18 protein-coding genes are annotated in these 16,277 nt (G+C 62.2%); 6 read left to right on the top strand and 12 right to left on the bottom strand.

The window, feature by feature from the left end:
• Positions 1 to 63: 63 nt before the first annotated feature.
• Positions 64 to 876 (top strand): alpha/beta fold hydrolase, encoded by an 813-nt coding sequence (locus tag KJY40_RS20405; RefSeq protein ID WP_230732355.1) that lies wholly within the window; start codon positions 64 to 66, stop codon positions 874 to 876.
• Between the two features lie 31 nt (positions 877 to 907).
• On the opposite strand, the gene dsbG is transcribed toward KJY40_RS20405, so the two are convergent.
• The 4 genes from dsbG to KJY40_RS20385 form a co-directional block, all read right to left on the bottom strand.
• A complete protein-coding gene (gene dsbG, locus KJY40_RS20400; protein ID WP_230732352.1) occupies positions 908 to 1,678 on the bottom strand; it encodes a thiol:disulfide interchange protein DsbG in 771 nt (256 codons plus the stop codon).
• Complete coding sequence (locus tag KJY40_RS20395; RefSeq protein WP_230732351.1) at positions 1,654 to 2,526, bottom strand: TlpA disulfide reductase family protein; 873 nt, start codon at positions 2,524 to 2,526, stop codon at positions 1,654 to 1,656. Before KJY40_RS20395 ends, dsbG begins: the two co-directional genes overlap by 25 nt.
• A complete protein-coding gene (dsbD, locus tag KJY40_RS20390) occupies positions 2,526 to 4,256 on the bottom strand; it encodes a protein-disulfide reductase DsbD (RefSeq protein ID WP_230732347.1) in 1,731 nt (576 codons plus the stop codon). The genes KJY40_RS20395 and dsbD overlap by 1 nt, the downstream gene beginning before the upstream one ends.
• Positions 4,257 to 4,380: 124 nt before the next feature.
• Entirely contained in the window at positions 4,381 to 5,052 is a 672-nt protein-coding gene (locus KJY40_RS20385) for a hypothetical protein (RefSeq protein ID WP_230732344.1), read from the bottom strand.
• 303 nt (positions 5,053 to 5,355) lie between these two features.
• On the opposite strand from KJY40_RS20385, the gene KJY40_RS20380 reads away from it, so the two are divergent.
• The 5 genes from KJY40_RS20380 to KJY40_RS20360 all read left to right on the top strand — a co-directional run bounded on the left by KJY40_RS20380 (position 5,356) and on the right by KJY40_RS20360 (position 9,813).
• A complete protein-coding gene (locus KJY40_RS20380; RefSeq protein WP_114884486.1) occupies positions 5,356 to 6,036 on the top strand; it encodes a response regulator in 681 nt (226 codons plus the stop codon).
• A complete protein-coding gene (locus KJY40_RS20375) occupies positions 6,036 to 7,358 on the top strand; it encodes an ATP-binding protein (protein ID WP_230732342.1) in 1,323 nt (440 codons plus the stop codon). The genes KJY40_RS20380 and KJY40_RS20375 overlap by 1 nt, the downstream gene beginning before the upstream one ends.
• Before the next feature lie 106 nt (positions 7,359 to 7,464).
• Positions 7,465 to 7,950 carry a GNAT family N-acetyltransferase gene (locus KJY40_RS20370; RefSeq protein ID WP_230732339.1) on the top strand — a complete coding sequence of 162 codons (486 nt, stop codon included), beginning with the start codon at positions 7,465 to 7,467 and terminating at the stop codon, positions 7,948 to 7,950.
• Positions 7,951 to 8,092: 142 nt separating this feature from the next.
• Positions 8,093 to 9,505 carry an aspartate aminotransferase family protein gene (locus tag KJY40_RS20365; RefSeq protein ID WP_230732336.1) on the top strand — a complete coding sequence of 471 codons (1,413 nt, stop codon included), beginning with the start codon at positions 8,093 to 8,095 and terminating at the stop codon, positions 9,503 to 9,505.
• Positions 9,506 to 9,588: 83 nt separating this feature from the next.
• Positions 9,589 to 9,813: an MbtH family protein gene (locus tag KJY40_RS20360; RefSeq protein ID WP_007917715.1), complete on the top strand. Its 225-nt coding sequence runs from the start codon at positions 9,589 to 9,591 to the stop codon at positions 9,811 to 9,813.
• Positions 9,814 to 9,884: 71 nt separating this feature from the next.
• Here the strand turns inward: KJY40_RS20360 and KJY40_RS20355 are convergent, their stop codons facing one another.
• Genes KJY40_RS20355 through KJY40_RS20320 form a run of 8 tightly spaced genes read right to left on the bottom strand, consistent with a single transcriptional unit; the run spans position 9,885 to position 16,028 of the window.
• Entirely contained in the window at positions 9,885 to 10,784 is a 900-nt protein-coding gene (locus KJY40_RS20355; protein WP_230732334.1) for a metal ABC transporter substrate-binding protein, read from the bottom strand.
• Entirely contained in the window at positions 10,785 to 11,684 is a 900-nt protein-coding gene (locus tag KJY40_RS20350) for a metal ABC transporter permease (protein ID WP_003226663.1), read from the bottom strand. It lies immediately after the preceding gene.
• On the bottom strand, positions 11,684 to 12,427 hold the full coding sequence (locus tag KJY40_RS20345; protein ID WP_230732331.1) for a metal ABC transporter ATP-binding protein: 744 nt from the start codon (positions 12,425 to 12,427) through the stop codon (positions 11,684 to 11,686). Before KJY40_RS20345 ends, KJY40_RS20350 begins: the two co-directional genes overlap by 1 nt.
• Positions 12,424 to 13,353 (bottom strand): metal ABC transporter substrate-binding protein, encoded by a 930-nt coding sequence (locus KJY40_RS20340; RefSeq protein ID WP_127799107.1) that lies wholly within the window; start codon positions 13,351 to 13,353, stop codon positions 12,424 to 12,426. The genes KJY40_RS20345 and KJY40_RS20340 overlap by 4 nt, the downstream gene beginning before the upstream one ends.
• 35 nt (positions 13,354 to 13,388) lie before the next feature.
• The gene (locus tag KJY40_RS20335; protein ID WP_230732329.1) at positions 13,389 to 13,955 is read right to left on the bottom strand and encodes a DUF6162 family protein; all 567 of its coding nucleotides are present in this window, start codon (positions 13,953 to 13,955) and stop codon (positions 13,389 to 13,391) included.
• Positions 13,952 to 14,293 carry a hypothetical protein gene (locus KJY40_RS20330; protein WP_230732328.1) on the bottom strand — a complete coding sequence of 114 codons (342 nt, stop codon included), beginning with the start codon at positions 14,291 to 14,293 and terminating at the stop codon, positions 13,952 to 13,954. Before KJY40_RS20330 ends, KJY40_RS20335 begins: the two co-directional genes overlap by 4 nt.
• A complete protein-coding gene (locus KJY40_RS20325) occupies positions 14,290 to 14,832 on the bottom strand; it encodes a hypothetical protein (RefSeq protein WP_007955814.1) in 543 nt (180 codons plus the stop codon). The genes KJY40_RS20330 and KJY40_RS20325 overlap by 4 nt, the downstream gene beginning before the upstream one ends.
• Positions 14,829 to 16,028 (bottom strand): PepSY-associated TM helix domain-containing protein, encoded by a 1,200-nt coding sequence (locus KJY40_RS20320; protein WP_127799101.1) that lies wholly within the window; start codon positions 16,026 to 16,028, stop codon positions 14,829 to 14,831. The genes KJY40_RS20325 and KJY40_RS20320 overlap by 4 nt, the downstream gene beginning before the upstream one ends.
• Positions 16,029 to 16,277: the final 249 nt, after the last annotated feature.

Raw genomic sequence — 16,277 nt, 5'->3', positions numbered from 1 at the left:
TTGACTGCCGAGGCCGGCCCGCTCAGTCTGCGGGCTCCAGTTTCTTTGCCATGGGGGTTATCGATGCCTTTTTTCACGGTTGACGGGCAGGCGCTTCACTACATTGATCAAGGCACGGGCCCGGCGGTGTTGCTGGCCGGCAGCTACCTGTGGGACCAGGCCATGTGGGCACCGCAGATCGCAGCGCTGTCGCCGCACTATCGGGTGATTGCACTGGATCTGTGGGGCCATGGCGAATCCGGTCGCTTGCCTGAAGGCACCGCTTCGCTGGACGACATCGCCCGTCAGGCACTGGCCTTGCTCGATCATCTGGACATCGACCGGGTGACGCTGGTCGGGCTGTCGGTCGGCGGCATGTGGGGCGTGCGCCTGGCGTTGTCGGCGCCGCAGCGGCTCAACGGTCTGGTGCTGATGGACACTTACGTCGGCGTCGAGCCGGAACCGACTCGTCAGTATTATTTCTCGCTGTTCAAACAGATCGAGGAAAGCGGCGAAATCTCCGAGCCACTGCTGGATATCGTGGTGCCGATCTTCTTCCGTCCGGGCATCGATAAAGAGTCGGCACTGTATCAGGATTTCCGCGCAAAACTCGCCGGCTATCCGGCCGAACGTCTGCGCGAGAGCATCGTGCCGATGGGGCGGATCACCTTTGGTCGTGATGATCTGTTGCCGCGTCTGGGCGAGTTGAATGCGGCCACCACGCTGGTGGTCTGCGGCGATCAGGACAAACCACGCCCGCCGTCGGAAGCACGGGAAATGGCTGAGTTGATTGGCTGCCCGTGTGTGCTGGTGCCGGAAGCGGGGCATATCTCCAATCTGGAGAATCCGCCGTTTGTGACCGACACGCTGCTGAAATTTTTGGCTGAGCTGAAGTAACGAAAACGCCCACGCATTGCGTGGGCGTTTTTTATTTCGGGCCGAGAATCTTCGCCAGTTTGTCCGGCGTCGGCGCGCCTTGCTGTTGTTGTAGCTCGCCCTTGTCGTCCATGTAGAAGATCGCCGGGGTGGCCTGCAATTCCAGGTCTTCCATCAACTGCATGTTCGCCGCGAGTTTGGTCTGTACGGCAACCGGAATGTCCTTCAAGGCCTTGAGGGTACTGGCCTTGCCAGCCTTCTCGTGATCTTCCAGGGCTTTGCTCGGATCTTTGGCTGCGAGCAGGGCGGCGGATTTGGCCGGGCTGTCTTCGCGGATGATGCCGACCATGATGTGCCGCAGCTGCACCTTGCCGGCCTTGACCCATGGGCGGGCCTGTTCCCAGAACATGTTGCAGTAGGGGCAGTTCGGATCACTGAACAGGTACACGGTGCGCGGCGCGTCCTTGTTGCCGTCCTGAATCCAGTTGCTGGCCTCGAACTTGGCCCAGACTTCCTTGGCCATTGGCGCGTAAACCAGTTTTTGCAGCGGCGCGCTGCTCAGATCGTTGCCGTCGGCATCGTACAGATTGCCCAGCAGCACATGCTTGCCGTCCGGCGTCAGGTACAGCGCCATGCCACGGTTCTGGTATTGCGCGGCGTAACCACGCAAGCCGTCCGGCGCATCGAACTGGCCGACGATCTTGGCGCCCTTGGCTTCGATTTTCTTGATCGCTTCAGGCAGTTCTTCGGCGGCCTGGACCGACGGCAAGTGCAGCAGGGCTGCGCTCATGGTCAGCGTCAGCAGGTGGCGGAGGCGGGGCATGGCAGTTTCCTTGAAGAAGAGGTGGCCGGATTCGGGCTGGAAGCCGGGGTGTCGAAGTTTTCCAGGGCGCGGGCCAGGCTGGCGTTCGACAACTCGCCCAGATGGCTGCCCAGCAGGCGACCGTCCGGGCTATAGAACAGCGTAGTCGGCAGGGCCATGGAACCCACGGCCTGGCCCAGACGCCCGCTGCGGTCGAACAGCACGTTGTTCAGGCTCAAGCCCTGGGTTTCGAGAAACGTGGCGACGCTTTGCATGCTTTCGGCCTGGTTGACGAACAGGAACGTCAGGTCCGGGCGTTGTTGCTGGGCGTTTTCCAGCACCGGCATTTCCCGGCGGCACGGCGGGCACCAGGTGGCCCACAGGTTGATCACCAGCGGCCCGCCCTGATAGTCGGTGAGTGTCACGGTTTCCCCGGCGGCGTTGCGCAGGGTGATGTCCGGCAAGCGTGTGCCTTGCTCATAGATGTTCAGCGACAGGGTCGCCAAAACCCAGAACGCCACGCCGCTGACCACGCCGAACCCCAGCGGTCGACGCAAACCCGGCCGGCGCCAGCCACGATACAGCGCTGCGAGAAGCAGCACGATCACCCCCGGCCAGGCGAGAAAACCGCCGTCGCGCAGGTCGATGATCTGCCACAGATCGTTGCGATAGTGGCCCCAGTACACAGCGACAAACGCAATGCGCGCCGCCAGCATGCCGAGCAGAAACAGGCTGAACAGCGCCGACTCGGGGTTGTCACCGCCGCGCTTGGCCACCCGCCAGCCGACGAAGGTCGCCAGCGCCAGCGCGCTGATCAGCAGCAGGTGGTTGAGTGCGATGGCAAAGGTGCCGAGGGTGAAGGTCAGCATTAACGGGCGTCTCGGGTGGTGGTCCAGCGTTGCAGGAAAGTATCGGCATCGACCTCGCCGGTGATGCGCTGGCTGCGGCGCTCTTCGCCGTCGGCGCCGATCCACACGAAACTCGGTGGCCCCGGCACTTTATAACGGCCGAGCAGTTCGCGGCTGGCGGCATTGTCGGCGGTGACGTCGAGTCGGAGCAAGCGCACATCGCTCAGGGCCTGCATCACCCGCGCCTGGCCGAACACCTGTTTCTCCATGACTTTGCACGACGTGCACCAGTCGGCGTAGTAATCGAGCAACACCCACTGGCCCTGCGCTTTGGCGGTGTCGAGTTCGCGTTGCAGGGCCGCTGGATCCTTGATCGTAATGAACGCTTCATGACCGTTCGGTGCAGCCGTGCCGGTGCGTCCGGCGCTATACACCTGCAACGGTTGAAACGGATCATCGCTGCCGCCTGCTGCACCCACGACCAATAAGCTGCCCCACAGTCCCAGCAACAGCGAGCTGGCTCCGAACAACTGGGCTACCCGACCGAAGCCTTCGGACTGTTTCCAGGCGCTGTAGGCCGCGATCAGCAGCAACGCACCGCACAGTGCGAGCCACAGCGACGAGTCCAGCACCGGACGCAGCATCAACACCGCCGTACCCAGGAACAGGAAGCCGAACACGCCCTTGAGCAGGTTCATCCACGCGCCGGGTTTCGGCAGGAAACGATTGCCGACCGTCACCAGCACCAACAGCGGGATGCCGATGCCGATGCCCAGGGCAAACAGGATCAAGCCGCCGTGCAGGGCATTGCCGCTTTGCGCGATGTAGAGCAGGGCACCGGCCAGCGGTGCGGTCATGCACGGGCCGACAAGCAGGCCGGACAACGCACCCAGTACCCCCGCTCCGACCAGGCTGCCGCCGCTGCGACTGCGCGAGGCGTGCTCCAGCCGATCACGCACGGCCACCGGCAATTGCAGTTCAAAGAAGCCGAACATCGGCAGCGCCAGAATCACGAACACCGCCGCGAACGTTCCGAGCAGCCATGGGTTTTGCAACCAGGCCTGAAGGTTCGCTCCCAGCAGCGCGGCGATGACACCCATTGCCGCATACACCAGCGCCATGCAAATCACATAGCTGCTGGCCAGCGCGAAACCGCGACGGGGCGTGGCGCCGCTGCCCACCACCATGCCCGCCAGAATCGGCAGCATCGGCAACGAACACGGTGCAAACGCCAGCAGCAGGCCCAAGCCGAAGAACACCAGCAGACTCCAACCCAGCGAGTGCTGTTGCAGGCCGCTGGCCAGTGCTTGATCCGGCGCTTCATCTGTCGTTGCAGCGGCTTTGCCGCCGAGGTCGATCACTCGGGTCTGTGGTGGATAGCAAAGACCAGCGTCGGCACAGCCCTGATAACTGACCTTGATCTGGCCTTGGGCGGCTGCCGGAATCTTCAATTCCAGACCCTGGCGATAAACCGGTTGTTCGCCGAAATACTCGTCGCTGTGGGACTCGCCTTCGGGCAGGGCCGGGACGTTTTGCGTTGCCAGCCCGTCAAACTTCAGGCGCTTCTGATACAGGTAGTAGCCGTCGGCAATTTGCCAGAACAGCTGGGTCTCACCGGAATCCAGACGTTCCGAGGTCAGTACGAACGCCTTGTCGACCGGCAGGAACTCCGGTTTTGATGCAAAGGGATCATTCCCTGCCTGGGCCAGACTCGAAATCAACAGTGCAAACAATAGAAAAAAATGACGCATGGTGGAGCCTTGTCCCTGTGCAAGTGATGAGCACAATGGGCGGCGGCGATTAACCGATGATTAACCGGGCATTTCCATGCGTCGAACCTGCGCGACGCTACAGCGTTGCAGACGGTTTGGGGAGTCAGAGACCCCGGGTCAACCCGGCGAATCTGCCACTGACATTGTGCACGCCTCCTTCGACCCGGCCTTTTTGCATGTTGTAGGTCACGAACTGGTCATTGGTCAGGAAGATGTACCAGAGGTTGTCGCTGAAAGTGGGATCAACTTGAGCCGCAGTAACAAGACGATGTTTATAAGGTGCAAGTCCGGGTAACACCGCTGTGGGGTCGTGCTTTATTTGTTGCTTTATAGTGTCGAATGTCAGATGAGTTCCATCATCCAACAGGAAGCGAAACAGGGATTTGTATCCGAGCGCTTCCAGCCATGTGCCGGCGATGATTCTTTCAAAGTAGGGCAGGATCGGCGTCCAGAGAGAGTTGGAAAGGTTGTAAAACGCGTCAACCTTGTCTTTGTCCTGGTCATAGGCACAAACCCATGGACGGTCGCCATTGTAAAAGAACAACCAGGCAATATCCTTGTCGCCCGTCTGTGTTTGGGTGAATCCGAATCGCAGGTTCTTGGCATGGGCATCGAACCCGTCCCAGTTGCCCTTGATCGGTTGCGGATAATCACCTGATATTTTTTCGTCGCCATTGTCGTAGCGGGAATAGGTGTCGTTATCTTTGAGGAAGAAATAAATACGGTCAGTGCCGGAGCGCCAATCGATGGCTACAAAATCTTTAAGTTTGGACATTTGATCTTTCTTCTTGATTAAGTGGAGTTCGTTTGGTGGTATTTGTTTTTGTTGCGTTGGAAGGTTATCGCGGTAAATAACATCTGTGCATTATCTTGTTGGTTGCTCTATGTGTCGGGTTTAAGTTGATGGGTTGATAAGTTGTTTGTTGGCTTTTAGTTGTCGGTGCATCAGCTTGGGTTGAAAAAGACATTGTTCATAGTCGTATGATTCGGGATCATGCTTTTCCTTGGCACAAACAGTGCCCATAATTGCCGCTTAATCCTGTCCTGCTTGACTCGTGTTTTTTCTCATGGAGCTCCCATGCACGTACTGGTTTGCGAAGACGATGAGTTGATCGCCAGCGGCATCGTCGCCGGGCTGACGGCCCAGGGCTTGACGGTCGAACACGTCAACACCGCCTCCAAGGCCCGGGCGATCCTCAAGGTCGCCGAGTTCGACGTGATGGTGCTCGATCTCGGCCTGCCGGACGAAGATGGCCTCAAGCTGCTGCAGCAATTGCGTCAGCAAGGCCTGGAAATCCCGGTGCTGATCCTCACCGCGCGGGATTCGGTCACCGACCGTGTCGATGGTTTGCAGTCCGGTGCGGACGACTATCTGCTCAAGCCATTCGATCTGCGCGAATTGTTCGCCCGTCTGCAAACGCTGCTGCGCCGGGTGGCCGGGCGCAGCGTCAACCTGATCGAGCACGGCGCGCTGACCTACGACCCGAGCAGCCGTGAAACCACGTTGGCCGGCCGTTCGGTGGACCTGTCCCGCCGCGAACAGTCCCTGCTGCAAGCCCTGCTGCACAACCGTGGCCGGGTGTTGTCCACCGAGCAGTTGAAGGACAGCGTCTACGGTTTCAGCGATGAGCTGGAGAGCAACGCCCTCAACGTGCACATCCATCACCTGCGCAGCAAACTGGGCAAAGGCATCGTCGAAACCGTGCGTGGTCTGGGTTATCGTCTGGGCCCGGCCGATGGTGGAGAACCTGACAAGTGATGAGTCTGCGCCTGCGCCTGAGCCTGACCCTCGGCGCCGCGTTCGCGCTGATCTGGGCACTGGCGGCTGCCTGGATGCTCAGCGACCTGCGTAACCAGATGATGTTTTCCCTCGACCAGCGACTGGTGGCCTCGGCGCGGATGGTCGCCGGACTGCTGGAGCAATTGCCGGCAATCCCGAGCAAAGGCGAAGGCACTCACTTCAGCGCCGAACAACTGAACATTCCCGGCGGCATGGCCTGTCAGGTCAGCTCGTTGCGTGGCGAGATCCTCGCCCGCAGCCACAACAACCCGGAACAGGCACTGGAGGCGCAGAAAATGGGCTTTCACGACCAGATGATCGACGGTGCTCCGTGGCGCACCTTCACTCTGGCCCGGGGCGATGTGCGCATCACCACCGCTGACCGGGTGATCGAGCGCGAAGCCCTGAACATGTCGATCCTGCTGGCGGCCTCGGTGCCGGTGGGCGTGGCGCTGCTCGGCTGCCTGTGTCTGCTGTGGCTGGGGATCGGACAGGGCCTGGCACCGCTCAACCGTTTGCGCGAAGCCTTGATGCGCCGCAATGCCGATTCGCTCGAACCGTTGCAGTTGCAGTCATTCCCCAGCGAGCTGAAACCGCTGCTGGAAACCCAGAACCAGCTGTTCCAGCGCATCGGCAAGACCATCGAGCGCGAACGACGCCTGACCGGTGACGCCGCCCATGAACTGCGCAGCCCGTTGACGGCGATCAAGACCCACCTGCAAGTGGCGCGCATGACCGAAGGCAATGCCCGCGATCAGTCCCTGGCCCGGGCCGAGGAGGGCGCCGACCGCCTGCACCGGACCCTTGAGCAATTGCTGTTGCTGGCGCGGGTCGAGGGCAGTCTGTCGTTCGACGACGGCGTGCAGTGCAGCGCCGAGCAGGTGGCGAAACTGGCGATTCAGGACTCGGCCAGCGACCAGCGCCAGCGCATCAGGCTGCACCTGCCTGAACGCTTGTCCGGTGCGCCCCTGCAAATGCCGGCGGTGCTGTCGATCGCGGCCTTGCGCAACCTGCTGGATAACGCCCTGCGTCATACACCGACGGACGGCGCGGTGGAGCTGAGCCTGGAAACCAGCGCCAATCGTGTGCGTTTCGTGGTGCGCGATCATGGTCCGGGCATTGCGCCGGATGATCTGCAACACCTGACCCAGCGCTTCTGGCGCAACGGCCAGAGCACCGGCTGCGGACTGGGGCTGGCGATTGTCCAGGCCATCGTTCAGCGCTGCGCCTGTACCCTGCATTTCGACAGCCGCCCGGATGGTTTGCGGGTCGAGCTGACCATGCCGCTGCAACCGGTCTGACATTTGCCAGGCACATCAAATGTAACCTCTCTCCATTAGTCATCCGCCGGCCGCGACGTTATTGTCGCCCCAGCCTTTGACTCAATGGATTGAGGGAAACAGCGCCATGGAAGCACCCGTCTACATCTGTCCCGCCACAGTCGCCGACGCCGGCATCATCAGCCGGATCCTCGAACGCTCGATCCGCGTCGGTTGCGCCCTCGATCATCGCAACGATCCACAACTGGTCGACCGCTGGGTCCGCCGACAATCGGCGGAACAAATCAGCGCCTGGCTCGCTGATCCGCATCTCTATCTGAATATCGCGCTTCTTCACGATAAGCCGGTCGGCGTCGGCATGGCCGCCGCCAATGGTGAGGTCACGTTCTGTCATGTACAGCCGGAGTGGTTTCGCCGAGGCGCGGGCCGCGCGCTGATGGGCGATCTCGAGGGTTGGCTGAGGATTCGTGGCAGGCCTTGCGTCACGCTCGCCAGCACGCGCACCGGCGAGGCGTTCTACCGGCGCCTGGGGTATCGCGAAGCGGCGTCTCCTTCCACGCATGACGGCGTTTTGACCCTGCCGATGCACAAGCCGCTGGCATTGTCGGCCTGACATTCGATCAAGGGTGTAAATCCTCGACACGCTGGTGCGTTTCCAGAACAGGAAAACCTGCATGTGCGCCCCGCAACCGGAACGCGCATTTGCCCGGTGTGCAGTTTTGGTCACTATCCATAGCGTATTGAGGGGTCGAAAGATGTCAGTCGCCACCAGCCTTATTGAAGAATCGTCGGCCCGGATCGCCTCCACGCCGGCTGAAACGCTGTATCAGTTCAATCAATCGCCGTTGCTGGCCCGTCAGAGCCAGCAGGAATCCAATGCCCGCAGTTACCCGCGCCGGATTCCCCTGGCGCTGAAACGCGCCAAAGGCCTGTACGTCGAGGATGTCGAAGGGCGCACCTTCATCGATTGCCTGGCGGGTGCAGGCACTCTGGCGCTGGGGCATAACCACCCGGTGGTGATCGAGGCGATCCAGCAGGTGCTGGCCGATGAGTTGCCGCTGCACACCCTGGACCTGACCACACCGGTGAAAGACCAGTTCGTTCAGGACCTGTTCGGCCTGCTGCCTCCAGCATTGGCCAAGGAAGCGAAAATCCAGTTCTGCGGCCCGACCGGCACCGACGCCGTGGAAGCGGCGCTGAAACTGGTGCGCACCGCCACCGGACGCAGCACCGTGCTGTCGTTCTCCGGCGGTTACCACGGCATGAGCCAGGGGGCCTTGAGCCTGATGGGCAGCCTGGGGCCGAAAAAACCGCTGGGCGCGCTGCTCAGCAACGGCGTGCAATTCATGCCGTTCCCGTATGACTACCGTTGCCCGTTCGGCCTCGGTGGCGCGGCCGGTGTAAAGGCCAACCTGAGTTACTTGGAAAACCTGCTCAATGATCCCGAGGCCGGCGTGCAATTGCCGGCGGCAGTCATCGTTGAAGCGGTGCAGGGCGAGGGCGGTGTGATCCCGGCGGACATCGAGTGGTTGCGCGGTCTGCGCCGCATCACCGAGAAGGCCGGCGTCGCGTTGATCGTCGACGAAATCCAGAGCGGTTTCGCCCGTACCGGCAAGATGTTTGCCTTCGAGCACGCCGGCATCACCCCGGACGTGGTGGTGCTGTCCAAAGCCATCGGCGGCAGTCTGCCGTTGGCGGTGGTGGTTTATCGGGACTGGCTCGATACCTGGCAGCCGGGCGCACACGCCGGTACGTTCCGTGGCAATCAGATGGCGATGGCCGCCGGTTCCGCAGTGATGCGTTATCTGGTCGAAAACAACGTCTGCGAACACGCCGCCGCCATGGGCGCACGCCTGAGCGAGCACCTGCACATCCTGCAGCGCGACTTCCCGCAGTTGGGCGACATTCGCGGTCGTGGCCTGATGCTCGGTGTGGAACTGGTCGATCCGAACGGCACGCCGGACGCACTCGGCCATCCACCGGCGTTTGCGCGTCTGGCGCCGCTGGTGCAACGCGAATGCCTGAAGCGTGGACTGATCCTGGAACTGGGCGGGCGTCATGGTGCGGTGGTGCGGTTCCTGCCGCCGTTGGTGATCACCGCTGCGGAAATCGATCGCGTCGCCGAGATCTTCGGCCGTGCGTTGAGCGCCGCGACTGCTGCCCTGTAAATTTTTCGCCGCGTCGAACGTTCTTTCTACATACCCGGCTGCACCCATCGTGCAGCCCACCCTTACAGCGATGGAGACACAGCATGACGTCAGTATTCGACCGCGAGGACATCCTCTTTCAAGTCGTGGTTAACCACGAAGAGCAGTACTCGATCTGGCCGGACTACAAGGCCGTGCCGGAAGGCTGGCGCACCGTCGGCAAGAGTGGTCTGAAAAAGGAATGCCTGGCCTACATCGAAGAAGTCTGGACCGACATGCGTCCGCTGAGCCTGCGCCAGAAGATGGAAGCGCAAGCGGCTGCCCAGTAAGTCTTCAGGCAAAAAGAAACCCGCTGGACTGGAAACAGTCAGCGGGTTTTTTCATGTCTGGAAGACTGCTGTTACGCGCCGCTCAGGCCCTTGAGCAGCACATCCACATTGCCTTCCAGCTCTGCCACCGGATCCGCCGCATCGGTGCTCAGCACCAGCAGTTGACTGCCCGATTCGGCAATCGCCGCTTTCACCGCGTCCGACGGTTGCCGATGGTGCAGCACCACTGCCACGTCGTTATCTTTCAGGGTAGCGGTCAGTTTTTTCAGATCCTCAGGCGTCCATTCGGCATCCGGTCGAGCGTCCTGCCCGATCAATTCCAGATTGAGGCTGCCAATCAGATAACCGAAGTGATCGCTAAGGCTCATCACGCTCAGGTTGTCGGCACGGGCCAGACGGGCTTCGCTGTCGGCACTGAGTTTCAGCAGGCGCTGTTTCAGTGCGGACAGATTGGCTTCGATCTTCGGTTTGTCCTTTGGTGCCAGGCGCACCAGATCCGCTGCCATCACGTCGGCCATACGGCCCATGTTGTTGCTCGCCAGCCACGGCTGACTGTTCAAACCATCGACCTTCAACCCCGGTTGCACGGCGATGCCGGGCAGGGCGCCGTCCACCGGGCGGGCGGCGTCGACTTCGACGATGCGGATGTTGCTGCGTCGGGCGATCGGATACAGCGGATCATCGGCCCACAGCGAGCGCACGCCGATCACCGCATCGGCGCCAGTGGCCAGTTTGTCCAGCGCCGGGGCACCACGCCCGGTGAAGTAGGCGGTCTGGCGGCTACCCGGCAGATTAGCGGGCGCTGCGCGCTCGAGGCTGATGTCGGTACCCTTGAGCAGGACTTCGCCCAGGCCGTAAGTGATGGGCAACGAGGCCAGCACCCGCAACGGTTTCTCGGCAGCCAGCAGAGGGCTCGAAACCACACCGCTGAGGGCGATGGCCAGAGTCAGTTGTCGCAATGAAAAAGCCATTTATCCAAGGTTCCCTTTCAGACTGGGGACGACGCCCCGGGCAATCGCGGCGAGGGCGAAGGCGATACCGGCGACCAGGATGATCGCGGCGCCGGACGGAATCGGCAGGTCGAACACGATGGGCGCGAGAATCCCGCACAACGTGCTGACCGTGGCAATCAGCACCGAACACCAGAAAAAGCCCTTGAGCGACTGGCTGAGCAAGCGGGCGGCTGCCGCCGGAATTACCAGCAGCGCACCGACCAGAATCGCACCGATGACTTTCACTGCGGCGACGGTGATCAGCGTCACCAGAATCACGAACAGGTAATCCAGGGTCTTCACCGCGACGCCACGCACCGCCGCCAACTGCGGGTTGAAGCTGGCCAGCATGATCCGGTTGTACAGCGGCAAGGCCAGCGCCATCACCAGCGAGCCGACAATCGCCAGCACCAGCAGGTCGTTACCGTTGACCGTCAGCACCGAGCCGAACAGCACGTTTTCCAGAATGTGCACGTTGATCTTGCCCGCCAGAATCAGCAGCAGGCTGGCGCCCAGGGCGAGGGACACCGAGAGGAACACGCCGATCAGCGTGTCCGGGGCCAGGCCGGTGCGGTTGCGCAAATAGTTGAGCAGAATGCCGAACAGCAGGCAGTAGCCGAACAGGCTGCCGTAAGGGCCGGTGTAGGGTTCGCCGAGCAGGATGCCGATGGCCACGCCGGTCAGTGCCGCGTGACCCACCGCTTCGGAGAAAAACGCGAAGCGCTTGACCACCACCAGCGTGCCGAGGCCACCGAGCACCGGGCCGATCAGCAGACCGGCGAGCAGGGCATTGACCACAAACCCGTAGGCCAGGGCCTCCGGCAGATAACCGGAGGAGGCCCAGCCTTGCACCATCAAACGAAAGGCTTCGTAACTCATCAGGCAGCGCTCCGTGGATGGGTCGAGAACAGGGTCAGCAGGCGTTCCGGGGTCAGGGCCTGTTGCGGCGTGGCGTCGAACAGCACCCGGCGGTTGAGGCCGGTGACGCGGGTGGCCAGGCGCCCGACCGCTTCCAGATCGTGCTCGATCCACAGCACCGTGATGCCCGCCGCACGCCAGTCGCCCAGCAAACGCTCGAACACCTGGATCCCGGCTTCGTCAAGGGCCGACATCGGTTCATCCAGCACCAGCAATTGCGGCGCCGGAATCAGGCCCTGGGCAAGCAGCACCCGCTGGCGTTCACCACCGGACAGCGCACCCATCCGGCGCTTGCGCTTGTCCTGCATGCCGACCCGCTCCAGCGCTTCGCCGATGGCGCCAACATAATGCTTGCTCAAGCCGAGGAAGGCCGGGCGGCGCTGACACATGGCGGCCATGAAATCATCGACGGTCATCGGCAGACCCCGATCGAATTCCAGCGCCTGCGGCACGTAGCCGATGGTGCCGGGTTCGCCGGGCCATTGCAGACTGAGCCGGCCCTGATGGGGCATCTGTCCGAGCAGGGTCTTGATCAGCGAACTCTTGCCGCCGCCGTTGGGGCCGACCAGCGCATGCACGCTGCCGGGCTGCACCTGGAAGGTGACCTTGTCCAGAATCGTCGTGCGGCCGAGGGTCAGGCTGACATCGGCGAAATCCAGGGTCGGGCCATTATGGGTGATTGAGAGGTTTTCCTGAGCCGTCATGCGCCGGACTCCTGAATTGCCCGAACCACGGTGTTGAGGTTGCCGGTCATTTCCTTTTCGTACTTGTCGGCGGTGTATTCGCCGTAGGAAATGTGCGACAGCGGGTACAGCTTCACACCGGATTCACGCTGGATGGTTTCGACGTAGGTGGACGGGAAGTCCATCTCGGAGAAGATCACTTTCACGTCCAGCTCGCGCAATTGGTCGATGGTTTTCTTCAACTGGCTCGGGCTTGGCTCGATGCCGTGCGCAGGCTCGACCACGGCGGTGACTTCCAGACCGAATTCGCGCAGCAGGTAGTCATAGGCGGCGTGCACCGTGGCCACCCGCAGTTCGGCGTTCGGCGCCTGGGTCAGTTTGGCCAGGGCGTCGGCGCGCATCTGCCGCAGGCGTTTGCCGTAGGCGCGGGCGTTCTGGGTGTAGGTTTTGGCGTTGTCCGGGTCGAGCTTGCCCAGTTCCCGGGCGATGTTGTTGACCTGGGCAATCGAGGCGCTGATCGACAGGAACGTGTGTGGGTTCACCACTTTGCCGGCACCGCGCGCGGCCACCCCGGTGGCGGCCAGCAATGGCACGTTTTCGTTGGCTTCGATGGTCTTGATGTTCGGCGTTTCGCTGGCGGCGATCATGCGGTCGGCGAAGTCGTCATGGCCGACCCCGTTGAGCACGATTACATCCAGCCCGCTGATGCGCTTGATGTCTTCGGCGCGCGGCTCGTAGGCATGCGGGTTGAAGCCGGCGGGAATCAGCGGCACGACCTCGGCCTTGTCGCCGACGATGTTCGCCACATAGCTGTAGTACGGATGCAGGGTGATGCCGATGCGCAGGCGCTTGGCCTGATCGGCGCTGGCCAGCGGGCTCAGCAGGCAGGCGCACAGGCCGACCAGCAGCAGGCGCAGGAAAGGACGGCGTTGAGATGAACTAGGCATGGGCAAGCGGTCTTCTCTCGAATGAAGGCGAGGGTTCAATGACGATGTTCGCGGGTCACCCCGGCATCGAATTGCGCGACGATCTGTTTCCAGCCGGCAGCGGACAGCGCTGCGTCGGACAGGTCTGTCGGCGCTTGCAGGTCGGTGGCGCGGTTGAGCCAGATGTCCGGCGCGGCGTCGTTCAGGCGCATCAGAAACGAACCGGCCACGGCCGGTGCCTGGCTGTGGCCGAAGTAGGCGCGGTCGGCCAGCAACTGCCAGGCATGACCGCCACGACTGACCGAACTGGCGTCCTGGGCAAACGGTGCGAAACCCTCGTCCGCCAGGTTCTGCGGTGTGGGTAGCGTTTGCTGTTCTTCGCGCAACAGACGGATTTCGTCGAGGGTCACCCGCAGATCGGCATAGATGCCTTGTTCGCTGGCGCCGAGGTCACGGCGGGCGTCCAGTTGATGGCTGGAAACCGGCTCGGGCTCGTGGGAGACGCCGCGCCATGCGACTACCGATCCGGCGACCGCGAGGATCAACAGGCACATCAGCAGCACATTGAGGGTTTCATGGCCGGCACCGGCCGGGCGTACAACCTGGGTGGTCGGCGTGGTCATGGGGCTTCGATATCCGCTTGGTCGATTTCGACCACGTGGCCGGGGCCGGCGTCGAACAGCACGTAGAACTCGGCGCCGGGTTTCTTGAAGGTCAGGGTCGAATCGGCGCCGAGCTTGCCCGGTACCAGGATGGTCTCGTCGTAGCCGATCACATCGAGGGTCACCCCCGGTGCGCCGCTGCCGTCGGAGAAGCCGCCGGTGCATTTGATCTGCTCGGCGTCGATGGCCTTGCACTCGCACATCGGGTTGTGGGCCAGGGCGCTGGCGCTGAAACCGGCACACAGCACCAGCATCAGGCTGCTCAGGCGCAGACGGGAAAAGCGTCGAACGAGCGTCATGGTTTGGCTCCTTGTTTGTTCAGCCAGGCGATGGTGGCGGGGGAGGCCTGGCTCAGGGGGATCGAGGCCTGATGCATGCTGCCGTCCCAGCCTTCCATGGTGATCCACAGTTCGGCGTCGGTTCGGGTCTTTTCCGGAATCGGCAACTGGGTGCCCATGCGATACGGCGTGCCGAAGAAGATCACCCCGGCGGCGCGCAGGCTGCGCGGTTTGCCGATGCGCAGGTAGGTGGCCTTGACCTGATCGATGCAGGCATCGCACAACGCGACGTTGAAGCTTTTCATGTGGCCGGCAGGCCCGGCGGGGCGAGGCGCCTCGTCACGGAATTCGGCCATGCGCAGGCTCCAGGGGCCGACCTGGACTTCTCCGACTTCGCGTTCGCCCAGGCCAGTGTCGCCGCGAAACAGCGACTGGTCTGCAAAGTACCGGGGCATGAAGCCCAGCGGGATCAACAGCAGCAACACGTTGATGTGGAAGCGCCACTTGTGCCAGAACAGGCTCAGGCGTGAAGGGCGGGTTGCAACGTTGGACTGGCTCACGGGTTGACCTCCGACGGTTCACGGTTCAGGGCCGGTTGCGCCTTGACGCGTTGCTTCTTGTGCTCGCGCTTGAGGGCGTTGGCGGTGGCCAGTGCGGTGCGCTTGGTCCAGATCAGCAGTCCGCTGAGCACCATCATGCTCAGCAACAGCCCGAAGAAGAACCAGATCAGCTTGATCCACAACCCGCCGAAGTCACCGGTGTGCAACGGCCGCATGGATTCGGTGACGAACTCCAGCGAAGTCCGGTCGGACAACAGGCGCGAGGCAGCGATTTCACCGTTGTACGGATTGATCGTCGCGCGCTGATACATCAACGGATACCAGCCGCGCCCCCCAATATCGAGGTGGCTGTAGGCGTTGCCCGGCAGGCTGACATAGCTGGTTTCCAGCCCGGGGATTTTCTGCTGGGCGATCTCGATCGCGCGATCGAGGCTGATCTGCGGGGCCGGCGAACCGTCCGCCGAGAGGGGCACGCTCTCACGGGACATGGCCGGGATCACCGGTTCGCTCGAGATGGAAATGTGGTTGTCGGCCAGCAGTGCCTGAATCAGGAACCAGGTGCCGGTGATGGAAATCACCGCGATGAACCAGATCGACCAGATGCCGCTGAGGCGGTGGAAGTCGCCCCAGAAAATCCGCGCGCCGTGGCGCAATCGCAAGGTCGGGCTGAAAAAGCCTTTCCAGAAACGCTTGTACACCACCAGCCCGGTCACCAGCGAGGCGAGCATGGGCAGGCCGAGGATCGACACCAGGTACCAGCCCCAGCTGTAGCCATTGGTGAAGGGCACCAGCCACCAGCCATGCAGGGCGCGGGTGAAACCTTTGAAATTGAACGCCGGGGCTTCGCCCTGAATGACGCCCGTGTACGGGTTGACGTAGACCGTCAGCGAGCGCCCGTCGGGGTAGCTGACGCGGACATCGAGGGCAAAGTGCGATTCATCGGGGCGGTCGATCTCTTGCACGACCGTTTGCGGCTCGGCTTTCTTGATGGCTGCGATGATCTGGTCGTAGCTGAGCAGCGGCGCATCGTCCGACGGCGCGCTGGCGCGCATCTGCGGGTTGGCCAGCCAGACGATTTCCTGGCTGACCACCGCCAGAGTGCCGGTGACGCAGACGATCAGCACGAAAAACCAGATCGGCAACGCCAGCCAGCTGTGTACCAGGAACCACAGTTTCGAGCGGGATTTCTTCGACATGATGACAAGTCTTGATTCAGAGTGAGGGGGCGGTACTACGGGCTTCGCAGCACAGGAGTCCCTGAAAGGCCCGGTCGTGGCTTTTGCCTACGCGACCGGCCCGCATCTCTATAAGACGGATGACCGAAGCAAATCCCGATAAACGATATGAAAGTAAATGTTTCGCGATTGCAGGTGGCTGCCGCGCGGACGGAGTTATGTGGGGAGGGCAAAGCAGTCCGACGGCGCGTGCCGCCGGATTGAAGGAGG

This window comes from Pseudomonas fitomaticsae, assembly GCF_021018765.1.
GTDB classification, from domain to species: domain Bacteria; phylum Pseudomonadota; class Gammaproteobacteria; order Pseudomonadales; family Pseudomonadaceae; genus Aquipseudomonas; species Aquipseudomonas fitomaticsae.
The sequence above is the reverse complement of the archived record's forward strand: the minus strand, read 5'-3'. Positions and strand labels throughout refer to the sequence as shown.